At 68.8% G+C, this 11515-nt stretch carries 11 protein-coding genes; 6 read left to right on the top strand and 5 right to left on the bottom strand.

Going from position 1 to position 11515, the window contains the following annotated elements:
- The 4 genes from JWR86_RS17070 to JWR86_RS17055 form a co-directional block, all read right to left on the bottom strand.
- On the bottom strand, nucleotides 1-1949 hold a 1949-nt coding region (locus JWR86_RS17070; RefSeq protein WP_299567662.1), incomplete at its 3' end, for a xanthine dehydrogenase family protein molybdopterin-binding subunit.
- A gap of 3 nt (nucleotides 1950-1952) precedes the next feature.
- A complete protein-coding gene (locus tag JWR86_RS17065; RefSeq protein ID WP_299567660.1) occupies nucleotides 1953-2903 on the bottom strand; it encodes a xanthine dehydrogenase family protein subunit M in 951 nt (316 codons plus the stop codon).
- Nucleotides 2900-3535 carry an aldehyde dehydrogenase iron-sulfur subunit PaoA gene (gene paoA, locus JWR86_RS17060; RefSeq protein WP_299567658.1) on the bottom strand — a complete coding sequence of 212 codons (636 nt, stop codon included), beginning with the start codon at nucleotides 3533-3535 and terminating at the stop codon, nucleotides 2900-2902. Before paoA ends, JWR86_RS17065 begins: the two co-directional genes overlap by 4 nt.
- Nucleotides 3536-4224: 689 nt before the next feature.
- Nucleotides 4225-4854, bottom strand: a complete 630-nt coding sequence (locus tag JWR86_RS17055; RefSeq protein ID WP_299567656.1) for an urea carboxylase-associated family protein — start codon at nucleotides 4852-4854, stop codon at nucleotides 4225-4227.
- A 286-nt stretch (nucleotides 4855-5140) separates the two neighbouring features.
- On the opposite strand from JWR86_RS17055, the gene JWR86_RS17050 reads away from it, so the two are divergent.
- The 6 genes from JWR86_RS17050 to JWR86_RS17025 all read left to right on the top strand — a co-directional run bounded on the left by JWR86_RS17050 (nucleotide 5141) and on the right by JWR86_RS17025 (nucleotide 10927).
- Nucleotides 5141-6331: an ABC transporter substrate-binding protein gene (locus JWR86_RS17050; protein ID WP_299567654.1), complete on the top strand. Its 1191-nt coding sequence runs from the start codon at nucleotides 5141-5143 to the stop codon at nucleotides 6329-6331.
- Between the two features lie 88 nt (nucleotides 6332-6419).
- Complete coding sequence (locus tag JWR86_RS17045) at nucleotides 6420-7292, top strand: branched-chain amino acid ABC transporter permease (RefSeq protein ID WP_299567652.1); 873 nt, start codon at nucleotides 6420-6422, stop codon at nucleotides 7290-7292.
- Nucleotides 7259-8269, top strand: coding sequence for a branched-chain amino acid ABC transporter permease (locus JWR86_RS17040; protein ID WP_299567650.1), 1011 nt, complete (start codon nucleotides 7259-7261; stop codon nucleotides 8267-8269). Before JWR86_RS17045 ends, JWR86_RS17040 begins: the two co-directional genes overlap by 34 nt.
- Nucleotides 8266-9033, top strand: coding sequence for an ABC transporter ATP-binding protein (locus tag JWR86_RS17035; protein ID WP_299567648.1), 768 nt, complete (start codon nucleotides 8266-8268; stop codon nucleotides 9031-9033). Before JWR86_RS17040 ends, JWR86_RS17035 begins: the two co-directional genes overlap by 4 nt.
- Nucleotides 9014-9757, top strand: coding sequence for an ABC transporter ATP-binding protein (locus tag JWR86_RS17030; protein ID WP_299567646.1), 744 nt, complete (start codon nucleotides 9014-9016; stop codon nucleotides 9755-9757). The genes JWR86_RS17035 and JWR86_RS17030 overlap by 20 nt, the downstream gene beginning before the upstream one ends.
- A 102-nt stretch (nucleotides 9758-9859) precedes the next feature.
- The gene (locus JWR86_RS17025; protein ID WP_299567644.1) at nucleotides 9860-10927 is read left to right on the top strand and encodes an FAD-binding oxidoreductase; all 1068 of its coding nucleotides are present in this window, start codon (nucleotides 9860-9862) and stop codon (nucleotides 10925-10927) included.
- A gap of 24 nt (nucleotides 10928-10951) precedes the next feature.
- On the opposite strand, the gene JWR86_RS17020 is transcribed toward JWR86_RS17025, so the two are convergent.
- Nucleotides 10952-11515, bottom strand: a 564-nt coding sequence (locus JWR86_RS17020; protein ID WP_299567642.1) for an amidase family protein, incomplete at its 5' end; no start/stop codon positions are given.

Raw genomic sequence — 11515 nt, 5'->3', positions numbered from 1 at the left:
TCCAGCTTCTCCATCAGCGCCGAGCCGACCGCCATCGTCATGGCGCCAATCACCTGGCTGCGGGCCGATTTCGGGTTGAGGATGCGGCCGGCCGAGCAGACGGCCAGCATGCGTCGCACCCGGACCTCCGCTGTCCAGACATCGACGCCAACCTCGACGAAATGTCCGGCGAAGGTCGATTGCTGGTAGCGCTTGGCCAGATCGCCGTACTCGATCGCGTCCTCTGCCGCGAGATCGCCGCCACGCGCCGCCTCGGCGAGCGGGACGCTGCGGCTGCCGGACCGGACCTCGCCCTCCGCGAAGACGGCCTCGGCGGAGGTGAAGCCGAGCCTCTGGGCCACCGACTCGCGCAGCTTCACGCAGGCCGCATAGACGCCGGCCGTCGAGTTGTTGGCGCCCCATTGCCCGCCGGAGCCGGCGGATACCGGGAAGGCCGAGTCGCCGAGCCGCACGACCACCTTGTCCAGCCCGACGCCCATCATCTCGGCCGCGGTCTGGGCGATGATGGTGTAGGTGCCGGTGCCGATGTCGGTCATGTCGGTCTCGACGGTCACGACTCCGTTTCCGTCCAGCCGGACGCGTGCCCCTGACGTCATCAGGAGGTTGTTACGGAAGCCTGCCGCGACTCCCATGCCGACGAGCAAGCGCCCATCCCGCACCTGTCCGGGCCGCGGGTTGCGCTTGTTCCAGCCGAACCGCTCTGCACCGAGCTTCAGGCAGCCGACGAGATTGCGATGTGAGAACGGGCGCTCCGGCTTTTCCGGGTCGACCTGAGTGTCGTTGCGGATGCGAAACTCGATGGGGTCGAGCCCGAGCTTTTCCGCCATCTCGTCCATGGCGACCTCGAGCGCCATCATGCCGGGCGCCTCCCCCGGGGCCCGCATCGCATTGCCCTCCGGCAGGTCCAGGTGGGCGAGCCGCATGGCCACCAGGCGGTTCGCACCAGCGTAGAGCAACTGCGTCTGTGACACCGCGGTCTCGGGCTTGCCGTCCGGCAGGTTGCCCGAGGTGCTCTCGTGGGCGATCGCCGTGATCCTGCCGTCGGGGGTCGCACCGATCCGGATTCGCTGGAGCGTCGCCGGCCGGTGGGTGGTGTTGTTGGCGATCAGCGGCCTAGTCAGCCCGACTTTCACCGGCCTCCGCGCAGCCTTCGCGGCGAGCGCTGCCAACACGGCGTCGGCACGCACGAACAGCTTTCCGCCGAATCCGCCGCCGATATAGGGGGAGTCGAGCCGAACGTTCTCGGCCGGGATGCCCAGGATCGTGGCGACCGAGCTCTTGCCCCAGGCAATCATCTGGTTCGATGTCCAGAGGCTGAGCTTGTCGCCGTCCCACGCCGCGATCGTGGCGTGGGGCTCCATCGCGGCGTGGCTCTCGTCCGCGGTGGTGTAGCGCTGGTCGAGCTTGACTGGGGCGGCCGCGAAGGCGGCCTCGAAGTCGCCGACCCTCTCCTCAGCCGGTCCCTCGCTGCCTTCACCGCTATCGGCGCCGACGGGCTGAGCCGAGGGCGCTTCGGCGGCCAGGTCGTACTTGCCGGGCTCAGTGTTGTAGTCGACGCGGATCAAGGAGGCGGCCGCGCGCGCCTGCTCAAAGGTCTCCGCCACCACGACTGCGATCGCCTGGTGGTAGTGTTGGACCTCCGGCCCGCCGAACAGGTATGCGGCGTTCATGGTGCCTCGCTCGAGCCGAGGCGTGTCGAGGGTGGTGACGATCGCCAGGACACCGGGAGCCGCTTTTGCCGCCTCCAGGTGCATGGCGCGGATACGGCCCTTCGCGATGGCCGAGCCGAGAACGAAGCCGTAGGCCTGGTCCGGCACGACGTCATGACGCTCGTAGGCATAGGGCGCCGTGCCGGTCGTCTTGTACTTGCCGTCGATGCGGTCGGTCGGGTGGCCGACGACCTTGAGCTGATCGATCGGGTTCTGGCCCGCGGGGGTGTCGAACTTCATGGTTCAGGCCCTCGCGTCCGCCAGCACCGCCCCGAGCGTGCGCTCGACGAGGGGCAGCTTGAATTCGTTGTGGTGGGTCGGCTTCGCGCCGGCGAGCAGCCGCTCGCTGACCGGCCCGGCACCACGGGGGAGCTCGGCTTCCGCGGCCTCGACGCGCCACGGCTTGTGGGCGACCCCGCCCACCGCGACCCTTCCGGTGCCGTCCCGCTGCACGATCGCGGCGACCGACACGAGCGCGAAAGCGTAGGAAGCCCGGTCGCGGACCTTGCGGTAGAACTGCTTGCCCCCGACCGGTCTCGGCAGTGTGACAGCCGTGATCAGTTCGCCTCCCTGGAGCACCGTGTCGAGATGCGGCGCGTCGCCCGGCAGCCGATGGAACTCCGCGATCGGGATGGCCCGCGTGGCGCCATCGGGATTCACGGTCTCCACCGTTGCGTCGAGAACCCGCATCGCAACCGCCATGTCGGACGGGTTTGTCGCGATGCAGGCCCCGCTCGACCCGATCACGGCCAGCTGGCGGCTGATCCCGTCGAGCGCCGAGCAGCCAGAGCCAGGCAGGCGCTTGTTGCAGGGCTGGGCGGTGTCGTAGAAGTAAGGACAGCGGGTCCGCTGGAGCAGGTTGCCGGCCGTGGTCGCCCTGTTTCTAAGCTGCCCGGACGCGCCGGCGAGCGTCGCCCGAGACAGAACGCCATAGTCGCGCCGAACCCGCTCGTCCGCGGCCAGATCGGTGTTGCGCACCAGCGCGCCGATCCGCAGCCCACCTTCCGGTGTCGGCTCGATGCGGTCCAGGCCGAGGCGGTTTACGTCGATAAGGTGTGTCGGCGTCTCGATCTGCAGCTTCATCAGATCGAGCAGGTTCGTGCCACCTGCGATGAACTTGGCGCCGGGCGTGCGCGAGACGGCCCCCACGGCGTCGGCGAGCGTGGCTGCGCGCTCGTAGGTGAAGGGCTTCATCCCTGCCTCTCAGTCGTCTGACCACCGGCAACCTCGGTGATCGCCTCGACGATGTTGGAATAGGCCCCGCAGCGGCAGAGGTTGCCGCTCATCCGCTCTCGGATTTCGGCCTCGGTGACCTGCGCAGGGGCGAGGAGGTCGGCGGTGACGTGGCTCGGGATTCCAGCCTTGATCTCGCCGAGCACCGCCACGCCGGAGCAGATCTGCCCGGGCGTGCAATAGCCGCATTGGTAGCCGTCGTGCTTCACGAAGGCGGCCTGCATGGGATGCAGGTTGTCCGGCGTGCCCAGGCCCTCGATCGTGGTGACCTCGTCACCCTCGTGCATCACCGCGAGCGTGAGGCAAGACACGACACGCCGGCCGTTCACCATCACGGTGCAGGCGCCGCACTGGCCATGGTCGCAGCCCTTCTTGGACCCGGTCAGGTGCAGGTGCTCCCGAAGCGCGTCGAGGAGGGTGACGCGGGTGTCCAGGACGAGGTGGGCGGCCCGCCCGTTCACCTTCAGGCTAACCGGCATGGCCGGCACCGAGCCGGCGCCAACTCCGACCGGCCGGGCTGCGCCGCCTGCGCCCTGAGCGGCGCTCGACCGGGGCAGGCCCGCAGACGCGGCGACAGCGGTTCCGCCTGCCACGGCCGCGCGCCGGGTTATCGAAACGTCGATGGTGTCTTCGGGCACAGGATCTCCTGTTCGGCGCCGGGTGGGAACTGGCCCCGCTTCGACAAGCCCGCCGAGCCATGTGAGTTTCGGTTTCTTTGGGACACAACGCTGGTGGCCTCCGTCCGCGGCGGGGCGCCGGGATGCCGGCGGCGGGCCAGCGGAAACCCGGATCAGGTCGGAGTTCGAGGCGGGCAAAGCCGACCAGCAGCGTTCGTGGCCGCGCCGCGAGCGCTACACTCACCGCCTCTGGGCGGTCGCGATGGCGGGGGCTCCGGATCACCCGGCAACGAGGTGAGCTGCGGCCAGACGCCCTCGCCGTCCGCGCGGCAGACCACGACGGGTCGGAACCCGTCACCACCGCCATCTTGCAGGAAACCGACGGCTTCGAGGCGTTCGCCGCCTTTCAGAGCCCAGGCCCCATCGCTCCATCCGATACGGCCATCCCGCTGGCGGTCACGGGCGCTTATGCCGGCAGCGCAGGAGGCAACCACGGCGTCCGCTTCGGACGGGCGGAGAGTTCTAGGGCGGCCTCGTCCGCCGCCTGCGCAGGCCGCCTCCGCGACCGGTGGAATTCGGCTCCCGGTCGAAACCGGGCGGCCCGGCCGAGGCGGCAGGTGGATGCCGCCTCGACCTGTTCCGCCGAAGCGCCGCGTCCGGGCGGATTACGGCTCGAAGACGGTGACGTGCAGGGGGCGGCCCATGGACGGGCAGGCGCTCAGCGCGCACAGCGTATCCATCTTGGCTTCAAAGGTGATGTAGTCGCCGGGCTTGCTGCGGCCGTCGACGGTCTTGAAGGTCGCGTTCGAATGGTCGAATTCGAGCGTCTGAAACAGGTTGAGCGGATCGGGGATGTTCTCAGGCCTGATCGGCCAATCCTTCAGGGCCTTCTGCAAAACCTCGTAACAGCCGAAGGGCGGCACGCCCAGCGGGCCGCCCACCTTCATCGCGGCGGGGTCGAAGCCGTGATAGTCTTTGTCCTTGAAATTCTCGAAGACCCAGGCGCTGCACATGCCGTACTGCAGATCGTGTTCGCCGTACGTATCTTCCACGATGGTCAATAGAACGTTGTTGTCCCGCGTGTACAGATGATTGCCGACCGAGAGCAGTAGCCTGCCCTGGTTGGCTTTGGTCCGAGCCTGGCTGAAACGCTCATTCAAGTCGTTGGCATTGAAGGAGACGAAATCGCCGATCGCCCCGCCCTCCACATCCGTAACCTTGATGCGTTGCCCTGTCTTGACGACCCAGGCTCCCCCGCCGCGGCCCGGGAGTCTGTCGTCAGCCACCGTCTTCATGATCCACCCCTTGCTGGGCCCGGCGTGAATGGCCGGCCGATAAGACGCACACTGACGATTATGGCGCAGGGGACAGAGCCGTCAACCGATCGCGTACGGCGCGCCGACGAGACCCCGGCGCCCGCGCAGCCCTGCAGTCGGCACAACCTTCGCTTGCCCGATCGGTAAGGCGGCCGGCTTTTGGCATGGTGCGCGGTACACTGAGCATATTGACACCCATTCGGGGCCATTCAACATTGCTCGGGCGCCACGGTTGTCGGCCAAAGCCGGCGTGATGGAGGGGTTGATGAGGCGGACAGTACTCGCTGTGGCTCTGGCGACGGGCGTTGCCCTGTCGGCGACGTCCACCCTGGCGCAGACCATCAAGGTCGGCGTCATCAATACCTATTCCGGGCCGCAGGCCTCGCTCGGCGACCAGATCGACAAGGGCATCCAGCTCTACCTGAAGAAAAACGAGGGCAGCCTCCCGGCCGGGGTGAAGATCGAGCTCGTGCGCCGGGACGATACCGGCCCGAACCCGGAGGTCGCGATCCGGCTCGCGCAGGAACTGATCGTGCGCGAAAAGGTGCAGTTCATCACCGGCGTGGTCTGGACGCCGGTGGCCGCCGCGCTCGCCAAGGTGGTGGACCAGGCCAAGGTGCCGCTCGTGCTCGCCAATGCGAGCGCCGCCATGCTGCCCACCCTGTCGCCCTGGGTGACCCGTATGTCGCTGTCGATGTGGCACGCCGGCTACCCGCTTGGGCAATGGGCGGCCCGCAACGGCCTCGGACGGGTCTACACGGCGGTGTCGGACTACACGCCGGGCCACGATTCCGAACAGGCCTTCACCAAGGGCTACGTGGACAACGGCGGCGTGATCGCCGGGTCGGTCCGCATGCCGCTGCAGAATCCGGATTTCGTGCCGTTCCTGCAGCGCATCAAGGACGCCAAGCCGGACGCGGTGTTCGCCTTTCTGCCCGCCGGCCGGCAGGCGACCGCCTTCATGAAGGCCTTCGGCGACCTCGGCCTGTCCAGCGCCGGGATCAAGCTCATCGGCACGGGTGACATCGTCACCGACGAGGAGCTGCCGAACATGGGCCAGACGCCGCTCGGCGTGATCACGGCGTTCCACTATTCGGCCGCTGCGGATCGTCCCGAGAACAAGGAGTTCGTGGCCGCCTGGAAGCAGGAATTCGGCCCCACCTCGACGCCGAACTACATGTCGGTCGGCGGCTGGGACGCGATGGGGGCGATCGTGGAGGCGATCAAGGCCCAGAACGGCAAGGTGACGGCCGAAAAGTCGCTCGAGCTCCTGCGCAACTGGAAGAACGCGGCCAGCCCGCGCGGCCCGGTCTCCATTGACCCGAGCACCGGGGACATCGTGCAGAACGTCTACATCCGCCGCACGGAGATGCGGGACGGCGCGCTCGCCAACATCGAGTTCGAGACGTTCCCTCAGGTGAAGGACCCCTGGAAGGAGCTGAACAAGAAGAAGTAGCGCCCCGCAAGGCGGCCGGAGGCTGGGCGGCGGTGGCCGTCGCCCAGCCTCCGGCGCCCGGCAGCCTGCCGCATGGGTAGAGTGTGAGATGGATCAAATCCTGTCGGCCCTCGTCAGCATCCTGTTTCACGGCCTCGCCTATGGGATGATCCTCTACGTCATCTCGGTCGGCCTCTCCGTCACCATGGGCCTGATGGGCTTCGCGAACCTGGCGCACGGCGTGTTCGCGATGGCGGGTGGCTACATCACCGTGACGCTGATGAACGGGTTCGGGATCCACTTCTTCCTGGCTCTCGTCACCGCCTGCATCGTGGTGGCGCTGGCCAGCGTCGTGCTGGAGCGGCTGCTCTATTCGCGCCTGTACACGGCGAGCGAGCTCGACCAGGTGCTGTTCACCATCGGCATCATCTTCATGGCCTCCGCGGCCGCCCGCTATGCCTGGGGGCCCCTGCCCCAGCGCATGATCCTGCCGGAAAGCCTCAGCGGCCAGGTCGATCTCGGCTTCCGGACCTTTCCGACCTACCGGACCTTCCTGATCGTCGTGAGCGGGGTCATCATCGCCGCGCTGTGGCTCGGGATCGAGCGGACGCGGTTCGGGGCGCAGCTGCGGGCCGCGGTGGACAACCGCCGCATGGCCGAGGCGATCGGCATCAACACGCGCCGCCTGTTCACGGCGACCTTCGCGGTCGGGTCCGGCCTCGCGGCCCTCGGCGGCGGCCTCGGCGCCGACATCCTGGCGATCGAGCCCGCCTATGCGCTCGAATACCTCGTCTACTTCCTGATCGTGGTCTCGGTTGGAGGGCTCGGCACCGTCAAGGGGCCGTTCGTTGCCGCCGTTCTTCTCGGAGTCACCGACACAACATGCAAATATCTGATCCCGGAATTCGGCGCCTTCTTCATCTTCCTGGCGATGATCGGACTGCTGCTGTGGCGACCGACGGGACTGTTCGGCCGAGCCTAGCGGGCGCCGAGGTTGTCTCCGCGAGCCTGGCGCGCCACCGCTTCAGGCCGCTCGAGGGGCTGGTCTGGCTCGCCATGCTGGCAGGCTACTGGCTCTGGCCCGAATACCGTCCGCTCGGCAGCCAGATCTTCATCATGTGCCTGTTCGTGCTCTCGCTCGACATCGTGGTCGGCTATGCCGGCATCGTCACGCTCGGTCACGCCGCCTTCTTCGGGGTCGGCGCCTACACGGCCGGCCTGACCGCGATCCACCTCTCGAACGAGCCTTTCCTCGGCCTCCTGACGGCGGCCGTGGCGGCGGGCCTCGTCGGCATTCTGTCGGGGCTCATCGTGCTGCGCACGACCGGGCTGACGCTGATGATGCTGACCCTGGCGATCGTCTTCGTGCTGCATGAAGCCGCCAACAAGCTCGGCTCCGTCACGGGCGGGTCGGACGGGCTGCAGGGCGTCACGGTGGCCCCCATCCTCGGTCTGTGGTCCTTGGATTTCTTCGGCCAGACCGCCTACATCTACACGGGCGCCGTGCTGTTCCTCGGCTGGCTGTTTGCCCGCATCCTGGTCGGCTCTCCCTTCGGCCGCTCCATCGTTGGCATCCGGGAAAACCTCGTGCGCATGCGGGCGATTGGCTCGCCCGTGCGGCTGCGGCTTCTGGTGGTCTACGGGATCTCGGCCACCATGGCGGGGATCGCCGGCGCGCTGCTGACTCAGACCACGCAATTCGTCAGCCTGTCGGCGATCACCTTCACGCGCTCGGGTGAGGCGCTGATCATGCTGATCCTCGGCGGGGTCGGCCGCCTCTACGGGGCCTTCGTGGGGGCACCGATCTACATGCTGATGCAGGACGCCCTGGCGAAGTACAATCCGGTGTTCTGGACGTTCTGGATCGGCCTGATGCTGGTCCTGACCGTGATGTTCGCCCGCAACGGCGTCCTCGGCCTCGTCGACAGCGTCCTGGCATGGCGGCGGCGGGCTGCATGACCGCCTCGGCCAGCCTCCCTCCCCTCCTCGAGACGCAAGGCCTGAGCAAGAGCTTCGGCGCGCTCGTCGTCGCCGACAGCATCGACCTGACCCTGCGGCCGGGCGCGCGGCACGCGCTCATCGGCCCGAACGGGGCCGGCAAGACCACCTTCGTCAATCTGGTCACCGGAACGCTGCAGCCGACCGCTGGGCGGATCCTGATGGGCGGCGAGGAGGTCACCGGCCTGTCGCCCGAGGCGCGGGTCCGCAAGGGCGTCGGCCGCACCTTCCAGATCAACTCGCTCTTCAACCGGCTCTCGGTGCTTGAGAACGTGGCCATCGCGGTGTCCGAGCGGGACGGCTTCGCCGGCCGGATCTTTCGGGCCCGCAAGGCCGAGCGCCGCGCCTTCGAGGAGGCCTATGCCATTCTGGAGGGCATCGGCATCGGCATGGAGGCTCTCCGGCCCGTCGCCGAGATCGCCTATGGCCGGCAGCGCCTGGTCGAGATCGCGATCGCCCTCGCCCTCAAGCCGAAGGTGCTGCTGCTCGACGAGCCCGCTGCCGGCATCCCGTCGGCCGAGAGCCACGTGGTCCTCGACGTGGTCGAGGCCTTGCCGCCCGACATCGCGGTGCTGATCATCGAGCACGACATGGCGCTCGTGTTCCGTCTCGCCTCCCGCATCACCGTGCTGGTGCAGGGCGCCATCCTGGTCGAGGGCACTCCGCAGGAGATCGCTCACGATCCCAAGGTCAAGGAGGTCTACCTTGGCGAAAAGAGCCACTAGCGACGCCCTGTCGCTCGCGGGCGTCTCGGCCGGCTACGGCGAGACGGTGATCCTCGAGGACATCGACCTCGCCGTCCGCGGCGGCAGCTGCCTCGCCGTGCTCGGCCGCAACGGGGTCGGCAAATCGACGCTTCTGTCCACCGTGGTCGGCCGCACCCGGTTGCGCAGCGGCCGCATCGAGCTCGCCGGCGAGGCGATTCAGGGCTACCCGACCTATCGCCGCTCCAGCCTCGGCCTCGGCTTCGTGCCGCAGGAGCGCGAGGTCTTCCCGTCGCTTTCCGTGGAGGAGAACCTGCTCGTCGCCGGGCGCAGTCCGGCCGGGGCGGGGCGGGCCTGGACCACCGAGCGCGTCTACGGGCTGTTTCCGCGCCTCGCCGAGCGGCGGCGCAACATGGGCAACCAGCTCTCCGGCGGTGAGCAGCAGATGCTGTCCATTGGCCGGGCGCTGATGGGCAACATCTCGCTCCTGCTCCTCGACGAGCCCTTCGAGGGGCTCGCGCCCGTGATCATCGACCAGCTCGCGGAGGCGATCGGCCTCCTCGGTCGCGAGGAGCGGCTCACCATCGTGCTGGTCGAGCAGCATGCCCGGCTGGCGCTCGAGATGTCGGAGCGGGCCATCATTCTCGATCGCGGCCGTATCGTGCACGAGGAGCGCTCGGTCGACCTGGCCCGGGACATGAGCCGCCTGGCCGTGCTGATGGGGGTCGCGCAGGGGCAGGCCTGAGCGGCGCGGAGGCTTCCTCCGCCGAGGCGGACGCCGATCGCTCGGCCGCGGTGAAATGGCTAGGCTCGGCCCGGTGCGGCCGAGGCCCCGATCAGGAGCGGCATGGTGGACAGGGCGGATGTTGTCGTGGTCGGGGCGGGCATCCTGGGGCTGGCGGCCGCCTTTGAGCTCGCCCAGTCCGGTCTGGCCGTCGTGGTTCTGGAGGCCGAGGATGCAGGCGGGCGCCATTCCACGGGCCGGAGCGCGGCCTACTTCATTCCCATGTACGAGTCCGACGCGTTCACGGAGTTCGCGGCCGCCAGCCTCCCCTTTCTGCAACAGCCTCCTGGCGGATTCAGCGACCGGCCGCTGCTCGGCCGAGAGGGCGCAGTCATTGCGACCTCGCTCGCCGACACCACGCAGCTAGAGGGCGAGATGGCGCGGGCGCGGGAGCTCGGGGTCGAGGTCGAGGCCCTCGACGGCGCCGAGGTGGCCCGCCTGGTCCCGATCGCAAGAGCGGAGCGGATCACGGGCGCGGCTTTCTACCGGGGTGCGGGCGAGATCGACATCGGGGCCCTGGTGGCCGGCTTCGCGGACGGCGCGCGCCGCTTCGGCGCCAGGATCGAGCTGGGCCGCGGCTGGACCGGGACGTTGACGACGGCCGGGCGGGTGATCGGCGTGTCCACGACCCGGGGCGAGATCTCATGCGGCCACGTGGTGAACGCGGCGGGAGCCTGGTGCGAGCGCGTCGGCCGCGCCTCCGGAGCCGCCGCGATCCCGTTCACGGTGACCCGGCGCCACGTGATCCAGCTGCGGCTCCCCGATCATCTGGCAGGCCGAACCTGGCCGTTCTTTCGCTGCCCCTCGGTGCCGCTCTGGTGCAAGCCGACCGGGGCTGCCCTCCTGGCCAGCCCCATGGACGAGGAGGTCGACGAGCCCGGGGATTGCCGGATCGAGCCCGGTCAGATCGAGGCCGTCACCCGTTCGGTGCGAGACTACACGACCCTCTTGGGCGAGCCCGAGCGCGCCTGGGCGGGGCACCGGGTGTTCTCCGGCACCAAGGTGCCGGTGGTTGGGCCCGATCCCACGCTGAGCGGCTTTCACTGGGCCGCCGGGCTCGGCGGCGCCGGCATCATGGGGTCCCCGGCCGTCGGCCAGCGCGTTCGCGATGGGATCCTGGCTTCGCGCTGAACGCGAGCTGGTGCGCCGCCGGATTCAGGCCGCCCGGGAGCCGTAGGTCAGCGGGGGCCGAACCGTGTTCCAGGGCCGCGCTTCCTCGAAGGCGGCGGCCAGGCGGAAGATCAGGCTCTCGCCGAGATGGCGCCCCACGATCTGCAGCCCGACCGGCAGCCCGGCCTTCGTAAACCCAGCCGGGATGGAGGCGGCCGGCAGGCCGGTCAGGTTGAACGGATAGGTGTAGAAGATCCAAGCCAGCACGTCGTCGTCGCTCGCCAGGCCCGGCGCGTAATCGGCCGCGGCATCGAAGGCCGCGACAGGCAGCGTCGGGGTGAGCAGGGCGTCAAAGCGCTCGAAGAAGGCACACACCTTGGTCCGCAGGTCATACCGGCGGAACACGGACGCGTAGTAATCCCCCATGGTCTGGGCAAGAGCCTTGTCCAGGGTACGGGCCACGGCCGGATCGAGGATCTCGCGACGCTCGGTCAGGACCGGCTTCAGCCGGGTTCCGGCGCCCGCGAAGAACTCGGCGTTGAACAGGTCCACCGGATCGTCGAACACGTGCTCGACGAGTTCGACCTCGCACCCCATGCCCTCGAAGGC

This window comes from Enterovirga sp., assembly GCF_028290205.1.
In the GTDB taxonomy this organism is placed as follows: domain Bacteria; phylum Pseudomonadota; class Alphaproteobacteria; order Rhizobiales; family Beijerinckiaceae; genus Enterovirga.
This window is presented reverse-complemented; position numbering and strand designations above follow the sequence as displayed.

What these genes read in the sequence shown, in the direction of transcription:
- JWR86_RS17065 (WP_299567660.1), bottom strand. Translation starts at nt 2,903, where the DNA reads ATGAAGCCCTTCACCTACGAGCGCGCAGCCACGCTCGCCGACGCCGTG.
- JWR86_RS17055 (WP_299567656.1), bottom strand. Translation starts at nt 4,854, where the DNA reads ATGAAGACGGTGGCTGACGACAGACTCCCGGGCCGCGGCGGGGGAGCC.
- JWR86_RS17050 (WP_299567654.1), top strand. Translation starts at nt 5,141, where the DNA reads ATGAGGCGGACAGTACTCGCTGTGGCTCTGGCGACGGGCGTTGCCCTG.
- JWR86_RS17045 (WP_299567652.1), top strand. Translation starts at nt 6,420, where the DNA reads ATGGATCAAATCCTGTCGGCCCTCGTCAGCATCCTGTTTCACGGCCTC.
- JWR86_RS17035 (WP_299567648.1), top strand. Translation starts at nt 8,266, where the DNA reads ATGACCGCCTCGGCCAGCCTCCCTCCCCTCCTCGAGACGCAAGGCCTG.
- JWR86_RS17025 (WP_299567644.1), top strand. Translation starts at nt 9,860, where the DNA reads ATGGTGGACAGGGCGGATGTTGTCGTGGTCGGGGCGGGCATCCTGGGG.